The organism is Streptomyces sennicomposti (genome assembly GCF_019890635.1).
Taxonomy (GTDB): Bacteria; Actinomycetota; Actinomycetes; order Streptomycetales; family Streptomycetaceae; genus Streptomyces; species Streptomyces sennicomposti.
Window position 1 is genome coordinate 1 of record NZ_JAIOAB010000044.1, and the last position, 20941, is coordinate 20941.

At 73.8% G+C, this 20941-nt stretch carries 20 protein-coding genes; 11 read left to right on the forward strand and 9 right to left on the reverse strand.

The features are described 5' to 3' along the window. The first annotated feature begins 206 nt into the window (after positions 1-206). Complete coding sequence (locus K7787_RS22310; RefSeq protein WP_009191755.1) at positions 207-971, forward strand: bestrophin-like domain; 765 nt, start codon at positions 207-209, stop codon at positions 969-971. Between the two features lie 309 nt (positions 972-1280). Further along, entirely contained in the window at positions 1281-1703 is a 423-nt protein-coding gene (locus K7787_RS22315) for a hypothetical protein (protein ID WP_223002719.1), read from the forward strand. A 102-nt stretch (positions 1704-1805) separates the two neighbouring features. On the opposite strand, the gene K7787_RS32305 is transcribed toward K7787_RS22315, so the two are convergent. After that, positions 1806-2876 (reverse strand): hypothetical protein, encoded by a 1071-nt coding sequence (locus tag K7787_RS32305; protein ID WP_308036430.1) that lies wholly within the window; start codon positions 2874-2876, stop codon positions 1806-1808. Positions 2877-3206: 330 nt separating this feature from the next. Here K7787_RS32305 and K7787_RS22325 point away from each other — a divergent pair, with 330 nt between their 5' ends. Continuing rightward, positions 3207-3890 carry a class F sortase gene (locus K7787_RS22325; protein ID WP_009191753.1) on the forward strand — a complete coding sequence of 228 codons (684 nt, stop codon included), beginning with the start codon at positions 3207-3209 and terminating at the stop codon, positions 3888-3890. Between the two features lie 93 nt (positions 3891-3983). Here the strand turns inward: K7787_RS22325 and K7787_RS22330 are convergent, their stop codons facing one another. Continuing rightward, positions 3984-4820, reverse strand: a complete 837-nt coding sequence (locus K7787_RS22330; RefSeq protein WP_223002693.1) for a polysaccharide deacetylase family protein — start codon at positions 4818-4820, stop codon at positions 3984-3986. A 169-nt stretch (positions 4821-4989) separates the two neighbouring features. On the opposite strand from K7787_RS22330, the gene K7787_RS22335 reads away from it, so the two are divergent. Together K7787_RS22335 and K7787_RS22340 are read left to right on the forward strand one after the other, a co-directional pair. Then, a complete protein-coding gene (locus K7787_RS22335) occupies positions 4990-5469 on the forward strand; it encodes a universal stress protein (protein ID WP_009191751.1) in 480 nt (159 codons plus the stop codon). 123 nt (positions 5470-5592) lie between these two features. After that, positions 5593-7038 (forward strand): amino acid permease, encoded by a 1446-nt coding sequence (locus K7787_RS22340; RefSeq protein WP_223002694.1) that lies wholly within the window; start codon positions 5593-5595, stop codon positions 7036-7038. Positions 7039-7160: 122 nt separating this feature from the next. Here the strand turns inward: K7787_RS22340 and K7787_RS22345 are convergent, their stop codons facing one another. Beyond that, complete coding sequence (locus tag K7787_RS22345) at positions 7161-8315, reverse strand: CapA family protein (RefSeq protein ID WP_223002695.1); 1155 nt, start codon at positions 8313-8315, stop codon at positions 7161-7163. Between the two features lie 334 nt (positions 8316-8649). Between K7787_RS22345 and K7787_RS22350 the strand changes: the two genes are divergently transcribed. From K7787_RS22350 to K7787_RS22360, 3 genes are all read left to right on the forward strand, one after another. Continuing rightward, complete coding sequence (locus tag K7787_RS22350) at positions 8650-9198, forward strand: sigma-70 family RNA polymerase sigma factor (RefSeq protein ID WP_019985435.1); 549 nt, start codon at positions 8650-8652, stop codon at positions 9196-9198. 146 nt (positions 9199-9344) lie between these two features. Continuing rightward, positions 9345-9860, forward strand: coding sequence for a hypothetical protein (locus tag K7787_RS22355; protein WP_019985436.1), 516 nt, complete (start codon positions 9345-9347; stop codon positions 9858-9860). Positions 9861-10108: 248 nt separating this feature from the next. Beyond that, positions 10109-10768 (forward strand): zf-HC2 domain-containing protein, encoded by a 660-nt coding sequence (locus K7787_RS22360; RefSeq protein WP_223002696.1) that lies wholly within the window; start codon positions 10109-10111, stop codon positions 10766-10768. Positions 10769-10863: 95 nt separating this feature from the next. Here the strand turns inward: K7787_RS22360 and K7787_RS22365 are convergent, their stop codons facing one another. Next, positions 10864-11727: an Fpg/Nei family DNA glycosylase gene (locus K7787_RS22365; protein ID WP_223002697.1), complete on the reverse strand. Its 864-nt coding sequence runs from the start codon at positions 11725-11727 to the stop codon at positions 10864-10866. Between the two features lie 111 nt (positions 11728-11838). Next, positions 11839-13926 (reverse strand): SpoIIE family protein phosphatase, encoded by a 2088-nt coding sequence (locus K7787_RS22370; protein WP_223002698.1) that lies wholly within the window; start codon positions 13924-13926, stop codon positions 11839-11841. 166 nt (positions 13927-14092) lie between these two features. Between K7787_RS22370 and K7787_RS22375 the strand changes: the two genes are divergently transcribed. Further along, the gene (locus K7787_RS22375) at positions 14093-15514 is read left to right on the forward strand and encodes a lipase maturation factor family protein (protein ID WP_223002699.1); all 1422 of its coding nucleotides are present in this window, start codon (positions 14093-14095) and stop codon (positions 15512-15514) included. 63 nt (positions 15515-15577) lie between these two features. Here the strand turns inward: K7787_RS22375 and K7787_RS22380 are convergent, their stop codons facing one another. Beyond that, positions 15578-15958 carry a hypothetical protein gene (locus K7787_RS22380; RefSeq protein WP_009191743.1) on the reverse strand — a complete coding sequence of 127 codons (381 nt, stop codon included), beginning with the start codon at positions 15956-15958 and terminating at the stop codon, positions 15578-15580. A gap of 321 nt (positions 15959-16279) precedes the next feature. On the opposite strand from K7787_RS22380, the gene K7787_RS22385 reads away from it, so the two are divergent. Then, positions 16280-17623, forward strand: coding sequence for an amidase (locus tag K7787_RS22385; protein ID WP_223002700.1), 1344 nt, complete (start codon positions 16280-16282; stop codon positions 17621-17623). A 44-nt stretch (positions 17624-17667) separates the two neighbouring features. On the opposite strand, the gene K7787_RS22390 is transcribed toward K7787_RS22385, so the two are convergent. Both K7787_RS22390 and K7787_RS22395 read right to left on the reverse strand, forming a co-directional pair. Next, entirely contained in the window at positions 17668-18150 is a 483-nt protein-coding gene (locus tag K7787_RS22390) for a GNAT family N-acetyltransferase (protein ID WP_223002701.1), read from the reverse strand. Between the two features lie 128 nt (positions 18151-18278). Beyond that, the gene (locus tag K7787_RS22395; RefSeq protein WP_009191740.1) at positions 18279-18452 is read right to left on the reverse strand and encodes a hypothetical protein; all 174 of its coding nucleotides are present in this window, start codon (positions 18450-18452) and stop codon (positions 18279-18281) included. A gap of 429 nt (positions 18453-18881) precedes the next feature. On the opposite strand from K7787_RS22395, the gene K7787_RS22400 reads away from it, so the two are divergent. Then, on the forward strand, positions 18882-19325 hold the full coding sequence (locus K7787_RS22400) for a hypothetical protein (RefSeq protein WP_223002702.1): 444 nt from the start codon (positions 18882-18884) through the stop codon (positions 19323-19325). Positions 19326-19349: 24 nt separating this feature from the next. Here K7787_RS22400 and K7787_RS22405 read toward each other — a convergent pair whose 3' ends face one another. Next, on the reverse strand, positions 19350-20873 hold the full coding sequence (locus K7787_RS22405) for an SDR family NAD(P)-dependent oxidoreductase (RefSeq protein WP_247721171.1): 1524 nt from the start codon (positions 20871-20873) through the stop codon (positions 19350-19352). Positions 20874-20941 lie beyond the last annotated feature (68 nt).

A 20941-nucleotide genomic window follows, 5' to 3' on the forward strand; every position in this document is an offset into this window, starting at 1 on the left:
AAACCCGCGCCGAAGCCGAGACCGACGCCCAGTCCGCGTCCCCGCCCGTCGGTGAAGCCGGTGACATACCCGAAGTACCACGCCCAGCCGCACCGGCGGACCCCGCCGCGCGCCCCGTCGCCGATCACCTACGTCCTGCTCATCGCGGTGCCCGCCCTGGCCGCCGTAGTCGCGCTCCGCCCGCGCTGACCCTCTGGAGGAACCCGTTGTCGGAATGGCTTGTTCTGCTCCTTGCGATGCTGGCCGCCTGCGCCGTGGTGGTCGTCATCACCCTGCTGCGGCACCGCACGGCGGCCGAGGACGACGATCCCAGTGAGACCCCGGACGTCATCGAGTACATGACGATGTGGATCGGCGTGGTGTACGCCATCGTGCTGGGGCTCGCCATCGCCGGCGTCTGGGAGGCGCGCGTCGCGGCCCAGGACCATGTGCAGGCCGAGGCACTGGCGCTGCACGAGATCTCCGAACGGGTCCGGGTCTACCCGCCGGACGTGCGCGACGGCATCCGCGCCGACGTCCACGCCTATGTCTCGCACGTCGTGGACACCGAGTGGAAGACGATGGCCGAGCACGGGCGGGTCACCCCTGAGGGCGACCGGCTGCTGGAGAAGATCCGCGCGGACGTCACCGACTACCAGCCGAAGTCGGACTTCGAGGCGCAGGCCTACCAGCCGCTGGTGGACCAGGTGACCGCCGCCGACCAGGCCCGCGCGGCGCGCGCCGACTCCACCGGGGCCACGATGCCCGGCGTGGTCTGGTTCGGTCTGATCGCGGGGGCCGTCGTCACCATCGGCATGGTGTTCGTGCTCCAGATCCGGCGCACCGCGCGCGAACTGGTTCTGGCCGGGCTGTTCTCCGCGCTGATCGCCTTCCTGCTCTTCCTGATCTGGGACTTCGACGCGCCCTACAGCCGGGGCGTCGGGGCGTCGGCGGGCGCCTTCCTGGACCTGTTCCCGAACCTCACCGGGTGATGGGCTGACGCCCCCTCACCGGCGCGGGGGCGGCGGGGCGCCTGACGCCGCCTCACGACCGCCGGGCCCCGGCCGCCGCACCGTCGTCGTCTCCCCTGCCTCGCCCCCGGTCCCGCCTCCGCTCCCGCACCCGGCCCCCGGTGGCCCCGGCGGAAGCCCCGTCCCCCGTGCGGCGCACACCGTTGCCCCGTTCGCCCGAGTGTGATCGCGCCGCGGCGCACATGTTCCTAGCGTTTCGATCATCGAGGCGCATTTCCGGCATACGCGGAAAAAGTCCGCGGCTGCTCCTCGGGGACCGGAGGAACCATCATGCGCGTAATAGGCGTCGTTTCGGCCGCGGTGCTGGGCGTCAGCGCCCTCACCTTCGCCGCGCCCGCCGCCCTCGCGAGCGGCGGTGACGGCCACTCCTACGGCAGCGACAGCGGCGGGGGCGGCGGCGACCGCTCCTACGGCGGCGGTGGCGGCGGGTCGTACGGCGGCGGGGGCGGCGGCGGGTCGTACGGCGGTGGCGGCGGCTCCGACGAGGGCGACGACGGCGGCTACGGCGGCGGCCGGGGCGGCGGCGGTGGCAAGCCGGAGCACTTCCAGCACGGTGTCCGTGCGGGCGAGGGCGGCACCATCGCCGGCTTCGACCTGAAGGAGATCGGCATGGGCACCGCGCTGATCGGCGGCTCGGTGGGCGCGGCGTACTACCTCTCGCGCCGCCGTACCGGCGAGGAGGGCACCGCCTGACCGCGCCTTCCGCCTCGGCGCACAGCACACGGCTTTCGCCCCGGACCTCGGAAGGTCCGGGGCGAAAGCCGTGTGCGCCGTGTGCTGTGTCCGGTCGCGTCGTCAGACCCGCTTGCCGGCGCGGCGGCGCAGCCAGAACACCCCGCCGCCGACGGCGCCCGCGGCCAGCAGTCCACCGCCGATGGCCACGTCGGCCTTGGTGGCGCCGGTGGTGGTGCCGCCGCCGACACCGCCGTTGACGCCGCCGACGACGGTGAAGGCCGCGGGTCGGGTCAGGGAGCGGCCCTCGCAGTTGGCGGTGATGTCGTAGGTGCCGGGGCGGGCGTCGAAGCGGATCGTGGCGGTGCCGCGGGCGGTCTCGCCCGCCGCGTTGAAGGGCCTGAGCGGGGTCGGGGCGAAAGCGGGCGAGGACGCGGTGCCGCCGTTGCGGCAGCCCTCGACCGTGATCGTCAGCCGTCCGCCGCGGGCGATCGCGGCGGGCAGGGCCGTGATGTTGCGGACGCCGCTGCCCCCGCCGACCCCGCCGCCCGGGCCGCCGCCGACGCCTCCGACACCGCCCACGCCGCCGCCCCAGCCGCCGGGGCCGTTGCCGAGGCCGCCGCCGGGGCCGGGTCCGGGGCCGTTGCCCGGTCCCACCTGGCCGTTGCCGAAGCCGTTTCCGGGGCCGAAGCCCCCGGGACCGCCGCCGGGACCGAAGCCGGGTCCGTTGCCCGGCTGCCCGTGGTGGAAGCCGTGCCCGTGCCCGCGGCCGTTCTCCACGCCCCCGGACCGGCCGTTGCCCGGACCGTTGCCGAAGCCGTTGCCCGGACCGTTGCCGAAACCGTTCCCGGGCCCGACGCCGGGGCCGTTGCCGAAACCGTTCCCAGGCCCGACGCCCGGCCCGTTCCCCGGTCCGTTGCCGGGTCCGTTCCCGAAGCCGTTGCCCGGGCCGACGCCCGGTCCGTTGCCGGGGCCGTTGCCGAAGCCGCCCCCCGGCCCGGTCCCGAAGCCGCCCCCGGGAGCGTTGCCGAAGCCGCCGACCTGCCCATTGCCGCCGACCTGACCGTTTCCGGGACCGCCTCCCGCGTTGGCGCCGGGGACGTCGCCGCCCTTCGCGACGGCCGCCGGCGCCGCCAGCCCGACCGCCGCCAGGGCCGCCACGAGGACCGGCAAGGGGGTACGAGTAGTGCGCATGTGCTCCTCCGCGGAAGGCGCCCCGGGACCCGTACCCGGACGTTCGGCGAGAAAGCACCTCCCGAAAGGAACCCTCGGCCGCCCTGTTCCGGGCCGCATTTCGGAGCTGGTCCGTATCGGTGAGCCGATACGCCGCGGAATTCACCCCGTTGGACAACGGTGCAGGTCACCACTTGCGGGGAAACACCCGCCCGGCTCGTCCCGGATGGCGCACGGGAAGTGCGGCGGCCACCCGTTCGCCGCCGTCCCGTCGCCGGTTGCGCGTGCGCGACTTAGCGTTCTCGTATGCGCGAACGGCGGGGCGACGGCCACGCCGAGAGGGGATGGCGAATGTCTGTGAGCGAGCTGTCCGTTGGTGCCGCCGAGGAGGAGCACGAGCCGCGGCGGAAGCGTGCTCCGTGGGGCGTGATAGCGCTGGTTCTGCTCACCGGGCTCGCTCTCATCCGCAACGGCTCCGGGGAGTTCGACGTCGGCCCGCCCCAGCCCGCGAAGGCCGCCGCCCCGGACATCACCCACGCGCCGCCCAGCGCCCCGCCCGCGAGCGGAGTGCAGGCGCTGGACCGCTCGGTGCCCGACCGGGTCAGGATCCCCGTGATCCAGGTCGACGCGCCGGTCACCCCGGTCGGCGTGGACGCGGACGGCTGGGTCGCCGCGCCGCCGCCGGACGACCCGAACCTGGCCGGCTGGTTCAACGGCGCGGTCACGCCCGGCGAGAAGGGCACGGCGGTCGTCGTCGGCCATGTGGACAACAAAATGGGCCCGGCGGTGTTCTACGGACTCGGCGCCCTGAAAAAGGGAAACCACGTCGAAGTCCAGCGGCAGGACGGAAAGACGGCCGTATTCGAGGTGTACGGCGTGGAGGTGTTCGAGAAGGACGATTTCCCCGGCGACCGGGTGTACGGCTCGAAAGGGACGCCGGAATTGCGGCTCATCACCTGCGGCGGCGAATACACCAAGCAGACCGGATACCAGGGGAACGTCGTCGTCTTCGCCCGCCTGATCCAGACCCGTTGAGCGGTCCGGGCCCGTGCACCGGTCCGCGTCCATGCACCGGTCCGGGTGGGCGCACCGATCCGGCCCGGCCGGGCGGTCGGGCCGCGCCCGGCGTCAGGTGTACGTCCGGCGCGGCACCGTGAAGCGATAGCCCTTGTCCAGCAGTTCGGGCAGGTACTTGCGCAGCGCCCGCACCGTCTGCGTGCGGTCGCCCCCGGCGTCGTGGGAGAGCACCACGACGCCGGGAGCGGCGCCGCGTTCGACCCGGCGGACGATGGTGCCGGTGCCGGGGGTGGTCCAGTCGAGGCTGTCGACGGTCCAGGCCAGCGGTTCCATGCCCATCTCGGCGTTGAGCTGGAACACCGTGCGGTTCCAGGCCCCGTAGGGGGCGCGGAACCACAGCGGGCGTGAGCCGTACGCCTTCTCGATGACGTCGCTGGTGCTCTCGATCTCGTCGCGTACCTCGCTGCGGCTGAGCTGGGTGAGCAGCGGATGGGTCCAGGTGTGGTTGCCGACGACGTGCCCCTCGTCGGCCATCCGGGCCAGCAGGTCCCCGTTCCAGTCGGCCATCTCCCCGCACACCATGAAGGTCGCCCGGATGTCGTACTTGGCGAGGGTGTCCAGGATGTGCGGCGTGTACTCGGGGTTGGGGCCGTCGTCGAACGTCAGCAGCATGGTGTTGCCGCGGCCCGAGAAGTGCAGGATCGGCGCGGTGCGCACCTTGGTCGGCAGGGGCTGGGCGCGTTGCGGGACGTCGCCGGTCAGGGGCCGCAGCCGGTAGGCGGAGGAGTTCTGGGGGCCGCGCGCCTGGGGGCCCGCGGCGGGGGCGGCGGACCGGGTGTCGGAGGAGCCGGTGAGCAGCAGGCCGGCCGTGCCCGCAGCGCCCGCCCCGAGAGCGGCGGCGCCGGCGAACAGCAGTCGGCGCCGTGTGATCAACTGATCCTTCTGCATGACTCATCAGTGACCGGAGCGTCCGCCCTGCACCGGTACGGCGGCACGAAAGCACCCGCCCGGCCCATTCGCGGCGAACCGCTTCGACAACCGCCCGCTCGGCTCCCGTCCCGCACTCGGGCACCGCCCGGGCCTCAACGGGAACGCGTCCTTCCGATAGCCTCGCGGCGTGACGGAACAGCACGAGGAGCACGAGCGGCAGCAGCACCGTTTCGAACGGGGCACGGACGGGCCGAAGGTCATCGTGGCCGGGGTGGACGGCTCGGAGTCCTCGATGCGGGCCGCCGCGTACGCCGCCGGACTGGCCCGGCGTCAGGGCGCGTTGCTCGCTCTGGTGTACGTCCAGCCGGTGATGACGGCGGGGGCGGCGCTCGGGGCGCCGGTGGCGGACACGACCGACGAGATCGCCGAGGACCTGGTCCAGCAGATCCGGGAGTCCGCCGAGCGGCTGAAGGGGATATTCGCCGTTCGCTGGGAGTTCCACACCTTCCGCGGGGACCCGTACAACGGCCTGGTGAAGGCGGCGGACGAGCTGAAGGCGGACGCGGTGGTCGTCGGCGCCTCGGAGCAGGCGGGTCATCGCATCATCGGCTCGGTGGCGGTCCGCCTGGTGAAGGCGGGACGATGGCCGGTGACGGTGGTGCCGTAGACCGGTGCGACCGGCCGGCCGCCGCGCTCGGCGTCCGGCCGGTACGCGGTCTTCGGGGGCCGGCGGCCCTGGGCCGTCATGATCCGCCGTCAGCCGACTGCCGTCTGCGAAGAGGTGAGGCTCATGGCCGGACTCCGGATGGGTGAGGGAATCCTCCGCCGTAAACCCATCGAACACATCGAGGAGACGGAAGCCGCCGAGGGACCCCGGCTCGAACGTTCGCTCGGTCTGTTCCAGCTGACCGCGATCGGGGTCGGCGGCATCATCGGCGCGGGCATCTTCACCCTGGCGGGCACGGTCGCGAACGGCACGGCGGGCCCCGCGGTGCTGGTGTCCTTCCTCATCGCGGGCGTCGCCAGCGCGGCGGCGGCCCTGTCCTACGCCGAGTTCGCGGGCATGATCCCGAAGGCGGGCTCGGCCTACACCTACGGCTACGCGGTGCTCGGCGAGTTCGCCGGCTGGTTCATCGGCTGGGACCTGCTGCTGGAGTACACGGCGATCGTGGCGGTGGTCGCCATCGGCATCTCCGGCTACTTCAGCTTCCTGGTCGAGGACATGGGCGCGCATCTGCCCGCCTGGATGCTGGGGGCGCCGGGGACCGGGCCGGGCCACAAGGTCGACCTCTTCGCCGCGATCCTGTGCCTGCTCATCGCCTGGCTGCTGACCCTCGGCATCCGCAGCGCCGCCCGCTTCGAGACGGTGGTGGTGGCGCTGAAGGTCATCGTGGTGCTGGTGGTGATCCTCGTCGGCGTCTTCCACATCGACACGGCCAACTACCACCCGTTCTTCCCCTACGGCGTCGGCGGGGCCTTCACGGGCGCGGCGACGGTGTTCTTCGCGGTGTTCGGCTACGACGCCATGTCCACGGCGGCCGAGGAGTCCAAGGACGCGCAGCGGCACATGCCGAAGGCGATCATCTACTCGCTGGTGATCGCGATGGTGCTGTACGTGGCGGCCTGTCTGGTGCTGACCGGGATGCAGAACTACAAGGACATCGACAAGGAGAGCGGCTTCTCGACCGCGTTCAAGTCGGTGGGGCTGAACCGGCTGGCGGACGTGATCGCGGTGGGCGCGATCATCGGCATCCTCACGGTCATGTTCACGTTCATGCTGGGCGTGACCCGGGTGTGGTTCGCGATGTCGCGCGACGGGCTGCTGCCCCGCTGGTTCGCCAAGACCCATCCCACGCGGCACGTGCCGACCCGGGTGACCTGGATCGTCGGGGTGGCCTCGGCGCTCATCGCCGGGTTCCTGCCGATCGCGGAGGCGGCGGAGCTGACCAACATCGGCATCCTGCTGGCGTTCGTGGTGGTGTGCGCGGCGGTGATCGTGCTGCGCTACCGGCAGCCCGAACTGCCGCGCGCCTTCCGCACGCCGTGGATGCCGTTCGTGCCGGCGCTGGGCGTGGTCTTCTCGATCTGGCTGATCACGTTCCTGCAGTGGCAGACGTGGCTGCGGTTCGTGGTGTGGTTCCTGATCGGCTGCGTGATCTATTTCGGGTACTCGTACAAGCGGTCGGTCCTGGCCCGGCCCCGGCCCACCGACAACACCGGCGGCACCGGAGACTGACCGGCCGGACGCCCGACCGACCGGCTCCCGACGGACCGAACGTCCCGCCGTCCCGCCTCCCCGCCCTCCCGTCGACGCGGCGACGCGGCGACGCGGCGACGCGGCGACGCGGCGACGCTCCCTCAGCGGCCCATCACCAGCCCGTCCTTCGCCGCGCCCCGGGCGAGGACCGTCGCGCGGATGCGCTCGCGTACGCCCTCCAGGTCGGCGCCGCGGGCGATGGCCTCGCCGAGGTCGACCACCCGTCCGGCGTCCCTGTCGTACAGCGTGGGGACGAACTCGGCGCGGACCACCTCCCAGCGTCCGCCGGGCCGGGCGGGCGGGGCGAAGGTGAAGCGGGCGAGGGTGCTCTCGCCGGCCCGCGGGCCGGCCGTGCCGTTCGCGCCGGCCGGGACGCCCGTGATCTGGTCGCCGGCGCCGTAGACCACCCAGGTGCCGTTGACCTTCTCGTAGGGCTGCGGGGCGTGGGCGCCGCCGCCGAGGACCAGGTCGACGGCGGGGCGTTCGCCGTCGCGGGCGGCGGTCAGCCGCCGGGCCAGGTCCAGTTGGCGCGCGTCGGGCCGGTCCTGTCCGCGCGTGCCCCAGTCGAGGGAGACGACGACCACGTCGGCGCCGACCTTCCGGGCGGCACGGGCGTCGGCGACGATCCGGTCGGCGTCGGCCAGGTTCAGCGCCCACGGCTGCCCGGGCGGGAACGGCCGGTCCGTGCCGTCGCTGTAGGACAGATGGGCGACCAGGGCGGAGCCGGCGCCGAGCAGCGCGACGCCGCGCGCCTCCGCCTCGGCGCGCGCCGACCCCGCGTGCCGTACGCGGGCCTCGTCGAGGGCGTCCAGGGTGCGCCGTACGCCGTCGCCGCCGTCGTCCAGGGTGTGCTCGGAGGCGGTCGCGCAGCCGTCGTAGCCGGTCGCGGCCAGGCCCTCGGCCAGTTCGGGCGGGGCCAGCGGGACGTTCTGCCGCGGGCCGCTCGCGCCCAGGACGGTGTCCAGGTGACACAGCGCCAGGTCGGCGCCGGCGACCAGGGGCCGTACGTCCGCCAGCATCGGCCGGAAGTCGTGGCCCGCGCCGCCCGCGTCGAAGGCGGCCCGGTCGGCGGCGGAGCCGTCCGCGAGGAGGGAGCCGGAGGCCACCAGCGTGAACGCGCCCGCGCGCGCTCCGGGCGCCGCCGGGGCGGGCCGGGGCGGCGCGGCGTCCCGCGTCAGGAGTTCGGCCCGGCAGGCGGCGCCCGCGGCGAGGAGGGCCGTCACGGCCAAGGCCACCTGGTGTCTGCGTGCGATCATCGGTTCACCTCACTGCGAGCGTGCGTCGGGGCGCCGGTGCGCCGGGACGGTCGTGCGGACGGGTGCGGGACGGACGGGCGGGCGGGTGCCGGAAAGGGGCGGGCGAGGGTGCCCACGGGTGGGCGATGTCGGTCATATGGACGGACAAGACAGACAATGACTACGAAGTCGTCCGCCGTCGCAAACGGCGCGGGCGCGGCCGTTAGCCCGTCCGGTGGAGGACACGGGGCCTGACGGACCGTTCGTCGTACCGTTCACCGACGCCATCGACCGTCCGTCGCACAGCCGTGTCCGCCCCCTGTCCCCGCACGGTCCGCTGCGGTGCCATACGGCCATGACGGCCGGAACCACCCTCACCCGTGTGCCCACGACCGCCGAGCACGAGCTGGCAGCGCTCCAGCGCGAGCACGGCCGGCCCCTGTTCGCCCTGCTGCTGAGGCTGTGCGACGGCGACCGGCAGCGCGCGGAGGACCTCGTGCAGGAGACCCTCGTACGGGCCTGGCAGCACCCGGAGGCGCTGCGCGCCGACGCGTTCGACTCGGTGCGCCCCTGGCTGCTGACCGTCGCGCGCCGGCTCGCCATCGACGCGCGCCGGGCCCGGCAGGCCAGGCCGCCGGAGGTCGGGGACGCCGTCCTGGAGAGCGCCCGGGTGATCGCCGACCACGCCGAACGGTCGGCCGCGACGCTGGATGTGCGCGAGGCTGTGAAGACACTCACTCCGCGCCACCGTGAAGTCCTGGTGCTGGTGTATTTCCAGGGGGCCAGTGTGGCGGAGGCCGCCGAGGCCCTGGGCATTCCACCCGGTACCGTGAAATCCCGCGCGTACTACGCGTTGCGCGCCCTGCGCCGGATGCTGCCGGGCTACGCGGCCGACCTGCGGTGAAACCGTCGGCAGCGTCAAGCCTTCGCAAAGCGCCTTGCTGTGGACCACGGTTGAGTAATCGGCTGTCCTCAGGCGTGTTCCGGACGCGCCTGGCCCGACGAGCCGGGGCCGGGTGACGCGCACGCACCGGAGGAAGGCAGGAAGGGATGCTGCACAGAGGTCGAGAGGGCACGGACGGCGAGGGCGGCGACGCCTCGGCCGTCCCCATGGCCTGGTTCTACGCCGAGTACATCGCCGACGAACTGCTGCGCACCGGGGACCTGATGCCGCCGGCGTCGGTGGAGTTCCGCGCGGGGCGGGACGCGCTGGCGCTGACCGTCTTCCTGTCCGACACCGGCGGTGAGCTGTCCGGCATCCGGGTGATCTCCCAGCTGGAGACCTGGCTGTCGCTGACGGCGTACGACCAGCCGTGGCAGGACTGGGTGTGCGAGCGGCTGGCCGCCCTGGCGGCCGACGCCCACGCCCGCGGCGCCGCGTCGCCGGACCTGGCGCTGGCCGAGGCGGCCTGGCGCTGGCTGGTGGAGACGGAACTGCTCGCGCCCGACCTGGACGCGGTGCCGGACGGCGCGGGTGCGGTGGGCGAGGACGAGGGCCCGAAGGTGTGGACGCCGGCCTGGCAGCTCGGGCTGCCTCTCGGCCATCTCGCCATCCACCTTTTCTAGCCTCTTCCCGGCCTCCGGATCGGCCCCGCAGCGGGGCCGAGCGGGGGCGCGGGGGTGGCGCGTACGGTTCCGTTTCCGGCTCCGGGGCGCAGCTCGGAAGCCATTTCCCGAGCGCGACCAATCCACGGGCCCGGCCGCTCCGAATCTCTTGGTCACGATTCGGTGCGTGGCTTGAGTGATTCGGCTGTGCGGTGCGTACGGGTGGGAGCAAGGAGTAACCCCGCCCGCACCCACCGCGAGGATTCGGCATGAGGTCCCTGGAACGGCATCGCGACGTCGGCGCGTACGCGCTCGGCGTGCTGGACGAGGCGGACGCCTTCCGCTTCGAGGACCACCTCACGGAGTGCCCCCGGTGCGCGGCGCAGGTCACCGAGTTCGGTCCCACGGCGCGGCAGTTGCTGCTGTACCGGCGCGCCACGCCCCGTTTCGTGCATCCGACGGCGCAGCCCGGGCCGCGGCTGCTGGAGCGGCTGGCCGGGGAGGTGACGCGGCGCCGGCGGGCGGGCCGGCGGCGGACGCTGTTCGCGCTGGCCGCCTGTGCGGTGCTCGCCGTCGGCGGTCCTGCGGCGACGGCCCTCGCCCGGCAGCACGGGGGCGGGCCGGGGCCGGTCGCGGTGGCGGCGACCGACGCACGGACGGGGGTGCGGGCCGAGGTCAGGGCGGCGGACGCGGCCTGGGGCAGCGAGGTGTGGCTGCGGGTCGCGGACGGGACGGGGCCGCACGCGTGCCGGCTCGTCGCGGTCGGCCACGACGGCTCGGAGCAGACGGTGGCGACCTGGGCCGTCCGCTCCCACCAGACCCGGCCGGCCACCATGACGGGGGGCGCGGCGCTGCGGCCCGGACAGATCGCCCGCTTCGAGGTGCGCACGACGGACGGACGGCATCTGGTGACGCTGGACCCGCCTTGAGCGGCGCCCCGCCCCGCGCCTTCCCGGCCCGCGCGTGCCCGCCCCGCGCCTTCCCGGTCCGCCGGCGTGCGTCCCCGGTTGCCCGTCCGTCCCGGCTACTTGAGCAGCCGGGACAGTCTGCGGTCCGCCAGCGGCCGGCCGCCGGTCTGGCAGGTCGGGCAGTACTGGAGCGAGGAGTCGCTGAAGGAGACCTCGCGGACGGTGTCGCCGCACACCGGGCAGGGCTCGCCCGTCCGGCCGTGCACGCGCAGGCCGCTCTTCTTCTCGGCCTTCAGCCGCCCGGCCGCGACCCCTCGAGACCGCTCGACCGCCTCCGTCAGCGTGGTGCGCAGCGCCGCGTACAGGCCCGCGATCTCCTCCTCGGTCAACGCCGCCGTGCGTTTGAACGGGGACATCCGCGCGGCGTGCAGGATCTCGTCGCTGTAGGCGTTGCCCACGCCCGCGATCAGCCCCTGGTCGCGCAGGGCGCCCTTGATCTGCCGCCGCTCCCCGGCGAGCAGGCGGGCGAAGCGCTCCTCGTCGAAGTCGTCGGCCAGCGGATCGGGGCCGAGCCGGGCCACCCCGGGCACCTCCCGCGGGTCCCGTACGACGTACACGGCGAGGCGCTTCTGGGTTCCGGCCTCGGTGAGGTCGAAGCCCGCGCCGGTCTCCAGGGCGACGCGCAGCGCCAGCGGTCCCTTGCCGGGGCGGGGCGGGCCGTCCGGGAGGCGGTCCCTCCACTGGAGCCAGCCGCTGCGGGCGAGATGGGTGACCAGGTGCGGGCCGCCGCCGGTCTCCAGGTCCAGGAACTTGCCGTGCCGGCGCACCGCCGTGACCTCGTGGCCCTCCAGGGCGGTGACGGGCGGGTCGTACGTCTTCAGGACGCTGACGGCGACGGGCAGCACCCGGACGATCTCGTGGCCGACCAGGTTCTCGGTGAGGAAGTCCTTGAGCGCTTCCACCTCGGGCAGTTCCGGCATGCCTACCAGAGTGCCACCCGGCGCCGACAACGGCCCGGCACGCGCGTCAGCCCCGTACGCGGGGCAACCCGGGACGAGCGACGACCCGGGCCTGCGCCGCCTCCCCGCCGGTCAGCCGCGTTCCGGCACCACGAACTCGCACCACATGCACTTGCCGCCGCCACGCGCCTCCACGCCCCACACGTCGGTGAGCCGGTCCACCAGCAGCAGCCCGCGGCCCGAGACGCCCTGCTCCCCCGGCTCGCGGCGGCGCGGGAGCGCGCTGGAGGAGTCCTCGACCTCGACGCGCAGCCGCCGGTCGGTGCCGCTGAGCACGCGCAGGGTGACGACGGCCGCGCCCTCGGTGTGCATGAGGGCGTTGGTGATCAACTCGTCGGCCACGAGTTCGATCTCGTCGGAGCGTTCCCGGGCGCCCCAGGAGCGGACCGCCGCCCCGATCATGTGCCGGGCCTGGATCAGGGCCTCCGGGTCGCCGGGCGCCACGTGCTGCTGGATCCGGCCGACCGGCTGGCGTTCGGTCAGGGCCCGGCGGCGCAGCACCAGCAGGGCCACGTCGTCGTCGCCGCCGCGCGCCTCGGCCAGCGCGATCAGCCGGTCGGCGAGTTCGCGTACGTCGTCGGGGCCCGCGGCGACGGAGGCGGCCAGCGCGCGCATGCCGTCGTCCAGGTCGGCGCCGGGCTGCTCCACCAGGCCGTCGGTGCACAGGATGAGCGACTGGCCGGGGTCCAGCTCCATGGCGCACACCGGGTAATCCAGGCTGCCGAACTCGGCGGACAGGCCGAGCGGCAGCCCGCCGTCGACCTCGACGCGCCGGCAGGTTCCGTCGTCCAGGCGCACCAGCGGGTCGATGTGGCCGGCCCGTACCACCTGGACGACGCCGGTGGACAGGTCGGCCTCCGCGTACAGGCAGGTCGCGAACCGGTCGGTGTCCAGTTCGTGCAGGAAGATGGAGGCGCGGGCCATCACGGTGGCCGGGGCGTGGCCCTCGGCGGCGTAGGCGCGCAGCACGATGCGCAGCTGGCCCATGACGGCGGCGGCGTGCGTGTCGTGGCCCTGGACGTCGCCGATGACGGCGCCGACCCGGCCGCCGGGCAGCGGGATGAGGTCGTACCAGTCGCCGCCGATGTCGCGGCCGAGGGAGCCGCCCGCGTAGCCGGAGCGGTAGCGCACGGCGACGTCGGCGCCGGGGACGCTCGGGATGGTGCGTGGCAGCATGGCCTGCTGGAGGCCCTGGGCGAGGTCCTTCTCCTGTTCGTAGAGCATGGCCCGCTGCAGGCTCTGCGCGATGCTGCTGCCGAGGGCGACGAGGACGTTGCGTTCCTCGGTGGTGAAGCCGTGCCGGCCGCTGTAGAGCAGGCCCATGCCACCGATCGGGCGGCCCTGCGCGATCAGCGGGAGGTAGGCGGCCGAGGTGATGTTCAGGTCGGTGATGTGCGGCCACAGGATCGGGTAGAGGTCGGCGAAGTCCTGGGCGGACTCGATGAAGCGCGGGCTGAGGGTGCGCACGGCCTCGCTCATCGGGTACGGCTCGTCGATGCGGGTGACGCGGGTGCCGGGCACGGAGGCGCCCTCGGGGCCCTCGGCGACGAGCCGGATCCTGCCCGCCTCGACCAGCCCGAGGACGAGGCTGGTGGAGCCGAGCAGGGGCAGCCCGTGGGTGTCCTTGACGATGTCGATGACGTCCTGGACGGTGTGCGCGTGGGCGAGGGCGGCGGTGGTGATCTGGACGACGTTGGTCTGGTCGCGCCGGGCGGCCTCGCGGGCGGCGCGCTCCTCGCGGCCGGCGATGTCGTCGAGTTCCGCGGTGGCGTCGCGGACGATGCCGAAGACCCGGCGGGGGCGGCCGGTCTCGTCGCGGCGGATGTAGCCCTGGGTGTAGACCCAGCGCCGGGAGCCGTCGCGGCAGCGCAGGCGGATGTAGGTGCCGTAGTTCTCGCGGCCCTCCTTGATCGCCCGGGCGACCAGGGCGTCCAGGCGCCGACCCTCGCCGCCGGGGACGCGGGGGACCAGGCTCACGGCGTAGCCGTCGTACTCCTCGGGGGTGACGTCGAAGATCTCGTAGGCCTGGGCGTCCATGCTGAGCAGACCGGTGTCCAGGTCCCAGTCGAAGCTGCCCATGCGGTTCAGCGCGAGGATCGGATCCCGGTTCGCGGGCCAGTCGGCCGGGAGTGACAGGGTGTGCGCTCCCCGTTCAGCCATGGGGCCACCTTGCCAGGATTTGCCTGATTCTTCGAGCGGGGAGCGGGGTAGCCGGAGCCCGTGACCGGTGTCCGCCTTCACACACCGGTGTCATACGGGCCGGGCGGCGGGCGCGGACGGTGCCCGCGGCGTCCGGCGGCACCGTCGTCACCAGGGAGTGCACACCGTGGGATGGTTCACCGCACCCGAGTACTGGCTGAGCCGGCTGGTGTTCCAGCGGGCGCTGGCCGCGGTCTACCTGGTGGCGTTCCTGACGGCGGCGCTGCAGTTCCGGGCGCTGCTCGGCGAGCGCGGCATGCTGCCGATCCCCCGGTTCGTCGGGCGGGTGCCGTTCAAGCGGGCGCCGAGCCTGTTCCACCTGCGCTACTCCGACACCCTGTTCGCGGTGGTCGCCTGGACGGGCTGCGCGGTGGCGGCGGCGCTGCTGGCGGGGCTGGACGCGTGGCTGCCGCTGTGGGGCGGGATGCTGCTGTGGCTGGTGCCGTGGGCGCTGTACCTGTCGATCGTGAACGTGGGGCAGACCTGGTACGGCTTCGGCTGGGAGTCGCTGCTGCTGGAGACCGGCTTCCTCGCGGTGTTCCTCGGCAACGACGAGGTGGCCCCGCCCGTCCTCGTGCTGTTCCTGCTGCGCTGGATCCTCTTCCGGGTCGAGTTCGGGGCGGGGCTGATCAAGCTGCGCGGCGACGAGTGCTGGCGCAAGCTGACCTGTCTGCACCACCATCACGAGACCCAGCCGATGCCGGGCCCGCTGAGCTGGTTCTTCCACCGTCTGCCCGGCCCGCTGCACAAGGTCGAGGTGGCCGCCAACCACGTCACCCAGCTGCTGGTGCCGTTCCTGCTGTTCACCCCGCAGCCGATCGCGACGGCGGGCGCCGCGCTGATGATCCTCACCCAGCTGTGGCTGGTGCTGTCGGGGAACTTCGCCTGGCTGAACTGGCTGACGATCGTGCTCGCGCTGTCCGCGGTGCGCTTCCCGGCGCATCCGCCGTCCGTGGCGGCGGCGCCGCTGTGGTACGAGGCGGTGGTCTGCGCCGTGGCCGCGCTGGTGGTGGTGCTGAGCTACCGGCCGGTGGTGAACCTGGTCTCGCGCCGGCAGGTCATGAACCGCTCCTTCGACCCGCTGCACCTGGTCAACACCTACGGCGCGTTCGGCAGCGTCAGCCGGGTCCGCTACGAGGTGGTGGTGGAGGGCACGCTCGACGAGGTGCCGCGCGAGGACTCCGACTGGCGGGAGTACGCGTTCAAGGGCAAGCCGGGCGACCCACGGCGCTGGCCGCGCCAGTTCGCGCCCTACCATCTGCGCCTGGACTGGATGATGTGGTTCGCCGCGCTGTCCCCGGCGTACGCCGGCGCCTGGTTCGGGGCCCTGGTGGAACGGCTGCTGGAGAACGACCGCGCCACCCTGCGGCTGCTGCGCCGCTCCCCCTTCCCGCCGGACACGCCGCCGCGCCATGTGCGGGCGCGTCTGTTCCGCTACCGGTACACCACCTGGCGGGAGCTGCGCGAGAGCGGCGCCTGCTGGCACCGGGAGTACGTGCGCGAGTTCCTGCCGCCGACCCGGCTGGACCGGGTGTCGCGGACGGGCTGAGCGGACGGGCTGAGCGGGCGCGCCGAGGTGCCGCGCGCCCGCTCGCCGCTGGTGACCCGCCGGTCAGCAGTGGGACACGTAGCTCTGGATGTGCCCGGTGCTCAGGTAGTAGTCGCTGACGTAGCGGTGCCCGTACGGGGTGTACAGGCCGGCCCAGATGGTGTAGCCGTTGACGGAGGTGCCGGTGGTCCAGCAGTCGACCTCCACCTTCTTGCCGTTGGCGAGGGTGAACGAGGTGGGTGCGCTGGTGCTCGGCCTGGTGTGGGCCTTCAGGCCGTTGGGCGCCTTCTGCACGTAGGCGCACCAGGCCCTGGGGTCGCTGCCGGCCGAGCCGCAGCGGAAGGCGTCGGCGGACGCGGTGGGCGCGAACGCCAGGCCGGTGGCCAGCAGCGCGGCGGAGCCGGCGGCGACGACGGACGCGGACTTCCAGCGTGAGCGGATCATGGTGTCTCCCCCTGATGACTTCGGTGCGGCGCGGCGGCGTCGGCCGCCAAACCGCGCGCCCGGCGGCGGCACCGCCGGGACGCAACGTCATGGACATGGAGAAACGTACGTCCGCGGGCCGGGTGTGGCGTCACACCAGGAGTGGACCCCGTCTGCCCCGTCGGTTGACCCCCGTCTGCACCCGGAGTCGGCCCCTGGGTAAACCCCTGCGGTAGTGGCCGGGCCCCTCGACGTACGGCTCCGGTCCGGGCAGAGTTCTCCCTACCTACTCGTGAGTACGACCCCCGGTGCGGGGTCGCCGTCCCGTTCCGAGGAGCGCCCGTGACCAGTTGGGCCGGCCGCAGTGCCGCCGAGATCGCCGCCGCCGTACGCGAGAAGCGGGCCACGCCCCGCGAGGTGGTGGCCGAGCACCTGGCCCGGATCCAGCGGCTGGACGGCCGGATCGGCGCCTTCCGCACGGTCCGCGCCGAGGCGGCGCTCGCCGAGGCCGACGCGGTGGCGGCCCGCGCCGATCTCGGCGAACTGCCGCTGGCGGGCGTGCCGGTGGCCGTGAAGGACAACCTCGCGGTGCGCGGCGAGGCCACCCGCGTCGGGACGGCCGCGACGAGCGACGCGCCCGCCGCCGAGGACCATGTCACCGTGGCCCGGCTGCGGGCGGCGGGCGCGGTGGTCGTCGGGCTGACCAACGTGCCCGAGCTGTGCGTCTTCGGCACCACCGAGGGCGTGTTCGGCACCGCCCGCAACCCGTGGGACCCCGCGCGCACGGCGGGCGGTTCCTCCGGCGGCAGCGCGGCCGCGGTGGCCGCCGGGATGACGCCGATCGCGCTCGGCAACGACGGCATGGGCTCGCTGCGCATCCCGGCCGCCAACTGCGGCCTGGTGACGATCAAACCGGGGTACGGGGTGGTGCCCGCGGGCATCGGCGAGGGCGACTGGTTCGGCATGTCGGAGAACGGGCCGCTGGCCACCACGGTCGAGGACGCCCGGCTGATGCTGTCCGTGCTGGCCGGGGCCGGGTTCCCGCGCGGCGCCGGGGACGGCTCGCCCGCCGTCGCGGTGTCCGTGCGCAGCCCGCTCGCCGGGACCGCGGTGAGCAGGCCGTACGCCCTCGCCGTCCGGGACGCGGCCCGGCTGCTGGCCGGGGCCGGTCTCCTCGTGCGGCGCGCCGACCCGCCGTATCCGCTCTCGCTGGGGCTCACCGCCCTGCGGCACTGGACGGCCGGCACCGCCGTGGACGCGGCGGGCCTGGACCCGCGCCGACTGGCCCGGCGCACCCGCGTGCACGCGGCCGTCGGGCGGCGGTTCCTGGCCGGGGTGCGCACCGGCACCGCGCGGGAGGAACTGCGCGGGCGGCTGGAGCCGTTCTTCGCCGAGCACGACGTGCTGCTCACCCCGGCGCTCGCCCGCCGCTCCCCCAAGGCCGGGCCGTGGCACGAGCGGGGCTGGCTGCGCAATGTGCTGGCCGACACCAACTACTCGCCCATGACGCCGCCGTGGAATCTGACGGGCTGGCCGGCGATGGCGGTCCCGTTCGGCACGCTGCCCTCGGGGGCGCCCTGCGCGGTGCAGTTGGCGGGACGCCCCGGTTCGGAGGCGGTGCTGCTGGACGTCGCGCAGCGGATCGAGGAGCTGCGGCCGTGGCGCAGGACCGCTGAACCAGCTTAGGAGCAGGGCGAGTTGCGCACTGCCTGATCCGTATGGCCGTCGGCTCAGAGGTCCTTGTACATGATGTGCAGCCCGACCAAACCGTGCCGCGGGTGCTCATAGGCCCGCGGCACGGTGCCGAGGACGGTGAAGCCCAGTGAAGTCCACAGCGCCACGGCGGGGTTGGTCTCCACCACGGCGTTGAAGACCATGCCGCGGTAGCCGTCGGCCGCGGCGGCGGCCAGGACGTGTTCGGCGAGGGCGCGGCCGGCGCCCCGGCCGGTCTTCTCCGGGTCGACCATGAAGCCCGCGTTGGCGATCCGGGCGGCGGGGCCGCCGTAGTTGGGGGTGAGGTAGGCGGAGCCGAGGATCGCGCCGGTCTCGTCCTCGGCGACGAACACCCGCTTGGCCGGGCTCATCCACAGCGCGCGGGCGTCCTCCTCGGAGGTGTCCGGGTCCCAGGCGTAGGTCTCGGCGGCGGCGACGACGCGGTGCCAGAACGGCCAGATGCGCGGCCAGTCGCCGGCCACGGCTTCCCTGATCAGCATGGGTGTGAGTCTCGCACCTGATCAAGCTTGGGCGTGCGTCTCGCATCGGCATGGGCGTGCGTCTCGCACGGGTCACGCCCATGCCGTCGGCGAACGGGGACCGGCGCGGGGCCGGGCCGGAGCGCCGGTCAGTCCACGCTGGGCAGGATGTGCGGCTCGGCGAGGTCTTCCTCGTAGCCCGCGAGCCGGATGGGGGCGGAGCGGGCCCACACGTCCAGGCTGCCGAGGTCTCCGGGCCGCCGGCCCGAACGCTCCGCGCGTTCGCTGGTTCCCTGGTCGAGATTCGTCTTCTCCGGTGTCACCGCGCACTCCTTATGTGTCGGTCACCCTCGGGGCCCTTCGGCCACCGTGCGCCACGGCGCCTGGGTCCCGCTCGGGTATGGGTCAAGCAGGTCGGACGCGGTGGCGTCGGCAACCGAGGTCCGATCCGGCCGTGGTGCACCGGCTCGCCCCGGGACGGACCGTGGGTGTGGTGGGAACCCTTCGGTGCTGTCCGTCTGCTCCAGATTAACCAAATGAGCGGCCCCCTGCTCGATGGGGCCGCAAAGAGCGGGTAACTATCTGGAGTCAAGCGTGTTGCTTGCGCGGCTTCGCGGCGATTCGTCCCCGTGACGGGGACCGAAATTCACTCGTTCGGTCTACGTCCCGTCGTTCAGATCCCGTTGGCCGCATCGAAAGCTGGCCATGATCTGCTGATATGCCGAACGGCTGTCTCGCGGGAGGACTGGCGCATGGAGCTGCGCAGTGTCGAGGAGCTGATGGACCTGCTGTACGCCTGCCGGGGCGCCGCTCTCGCTCCGGCCGGGCCCGGCCGCCGTGTCGATGCGCACGAGCACGCCCTGCGCACCGCCGCGCTGCTGCGCCGGCGCCGCCCGGCCGACAAGGAACTCCAGGTGGCGGGCCTGGTGCAGGGCATCGGGCAGTTGCTGGGGCCGGGCCCGGGCACGGGCCCGGCCGAGCGTGCGGCCGACGCGGTCCGCCCGTTGCTCGGCGCCCGCGTGGCCCGGCTGGTGCGGGCGGCGGCCGCCGACGGGCCGGACGAGGACGCGGCCGCCCTGCGCCAGGCCGCCGAGGAGGCCCTGACCGACGGCTCCGACGCGGGCGTCCTGGAGGACTGGCGCACGCTCCTCGGACTGCTCGCGGCGCGCGACTCGCGCCTCGAAGCCGTCGACTGATACCCCGTCAGAAAGCGGCTCGGCCTACCACTTGCCCGGCGCGTAGTCCTTCAGGAAGACGCCGTACAGGTCCTCGCCCGCCTCGCCGCGCACGATCGGGTCGTAGACGCGGGCCGCGCCGTCGACCAGGTCGAGCGGGGCGTGGAAGCCGGCCTCGGCGAGGCGCACCTTGTCGGGGTGCGGGCGCTCGTCGGTGATCCAGCCGGTGTCGACGGCGGTCATCAGGATGCCGTCCTTCTCGAACATCTCCTGGGCGCTGGTGCGGGTGAGCATGTTCAGGGCGGCCTTGGCCATGTTGGTGTGCGGGTGGCCCGCGCCCTTGTAGCCGCGGTCGAAGACGCCCTCCATGGCGGAGACGTTCACGATGTACGTCCGCCGGGCCGCGGCGGCGGCCATCGCCGGGCGCAGCCGGCTGATCAGGAGGAACGGCGCCGTCGAGTTGCACAGCTGGACCTCCAGCAGCTCGACCGGCGTGACCTCCTCCACCGTCTGGATCCAGCTGTTGGTCTCGTGCAGGTCCGGGACGAGGCCGCCCGCGTCGATGGCGGTGCCGGCCGCGATGCGCTCCAGGGAGGCCGAGCCGGACACCAGGGCCAGGTCGGTGACGTCCTGCGCGGTGAGCGCGCCGGAGCCCGCCACCGGCAGCGCGGCGACCGCGCCGGAGCCGAAGGTGCCGATCACCTCGGCCGCGGGCAGTTCGCCGGCGGGCAGCGGGGCCGACTCGGCGGCGACCAGCTCGCTGTAGGCCTGCGGGGAGCGGCGTACGGTCTGGGCGGCGTTGTTGATCAGGATGTCCAGCGGGCCCTCGGCCGCGACCGAGTCGGCGAGGGCGACCACCTGGGCGGGGTCGCGCAGGTCGATGCCGACGATCTTCAGCCGGTGGATCCAGTCGGCGCTGTCGGGCTGGGCCTTGAAGCGGCGGATCGCGTCGTTCGGGAAGCGCGTCGTGATCGTGGTGTGCGCGCCGTCGCGCAGCAGCCTGAGCGCGATGTACATGCCGATCTTGGCGCGGCCGCCGGTGAGCAGGGCGCGCTTGCCGGTCAGGTCGGTGCGGGCGTCGCGGCGGGCGCGGTTGTCGGCGGCGCACTTCTGGCACAGCTGGTGGTAGAAGTAGTCGACCTCGACGTAGCGCTGCTTGCAGACGTAGCAGGAGCGCGGGCGCCGCAGGACGCCGGCGATCGCCCCCTCCTCGGTGCGCGAGGAGGGCAGGATGCCCTCGGTCTCGTCGTCGATGCGCTCGGCGGAGCCGGTGGCCGTGGCCTCGGTGACCGCCTTGTCGTGGGCGGTCTTGGCGGCCCGGCGCTCCTGGCGGCGGCGCTGCTTGACCATGCGGTAGATGTGCGAGGTGGCCCGGCGCACCGCGATGGCGTCGGGGTGGTCGACCTCTATCCGGTCCAGCTCCTGGAGCACGTCGAGGCAGACGGCGAGGCGCTCGGGGTCGATGCCGGGGCCGTACCCGGCCGCGTCGCCCGGCTCGTACGCCGGCTCGCCGCCCGGTGCGTACACCACCTCGTCCGTGGCCGTGGAGCCCTCGTCTGTCACCGTCATCGCGCTGCCGCTTCCCTGGTCGTCCACACGGCGCGTGAAGTCGCGCTCGCTTTCGAACGGGGGATTTT

Coding starts and splice junctions, on each gene's coding strand:
- K7787_RS22315 (WP_223002719.1), top strand. CDS start 1,281: ATGCGCGTAATAGGCGTCGTTTCGGCCGCGGTGCTGGGCGTCAGCGCC.
- K7787_RS32305 (WP_308036430.1), bottom strand. CDS start 2,876: ATGCGCACTACTCGTACCCCCTTGCCGGTCCTCGTGGCGGCCCTGGCG.
- K7787_RS22325 (WP_009191753.1), top strand. CDS start 3,207: ATGTCTGTGAGCGAGCTGTCCGTTGGTGCCGCCGAGGAGGAGCACGAG.
- K7787_RS22330 (WP_223002693.1), bottom strand. CDS start 4,820: ATGCAGAAGGATCAGTTGATCACACGGCGCCGACTGCTGTTCGCCGGC.
- K7787_RS22340 (WP_223002694.1), top strand. CDS start 5,593: ATGGCCGGACTCCGGATGGGTGAGGGAATCCTCCGCCGTAAACCCATC.
- K7787_RS22345 (WP_223002695.1), bottom strand. CDS start 8,315: ATGATCGCACGCAGACACCAGGTGGCCTTGGCCGTGACGGCCCTCCTC.
- K7787_RS22350 (WP_019985435.1), top strand. CDS start 8,650: ATGACGGCCGGAACCACCCTCACCCGTGTGCCCACGACCGCCGAGCAC.
- K7787_RS22355 (WP_019985436.1), top strand. CDS start 9,345: ATGCTGCACAGAGGTCGAGAGGGCACGGACGGCGAGGGCGGCGACGCC.
- K7787_RS22360 (WP_223002696.1), top strand. CDS start 10,109: ATGAGGTCCCTGGAACGGCATCGCGACGTCGGCGCGTACGCGCTCGGC.
- K7787_RS22365 (WP_223002697.1), bottom strand. CDS start 11,727: ATGCCGGAACTGCCCGAGGTGGAAGCGCTCAAGGACTTCCTCACCGAG.
- K7787_RS22370 (WP_223002698.1), bottom strand. CDS start 13,926: ATGGCTGAACGGGGAGCGCACACCCTGTCACTCCCGGCCGACTGGCCC.
- K7787_RS22380 (WP_009191743.1), bottom strand. CDS start 15,958: ATGATCCGCTCACGCTGGAAGTCCGCGTCCGTCGTCGCCGCCGGCTCC.
- K7787_RS22390 (WP_223002701.1), bottom strand. CDS start 18,150: ATGCTGATCAGGGAAGCCGTGGCCGGCGACTGGCCGCGCATCTGGCCG.
- K7787_RS22400 (WP_223002702.1), top strand. CDS start 18,882: ATGGAGCTGCGCAGTGTCGAGGAGCTGATGGACCTGCTGTACGCCTGC.
- K7787_RS22405 (WP_247721171.1), bottom strand. CDS start 20,873: ATGACGGTGACAGACGAGGGCTCCACGGCCACGGACGAGGTGGTGTAC.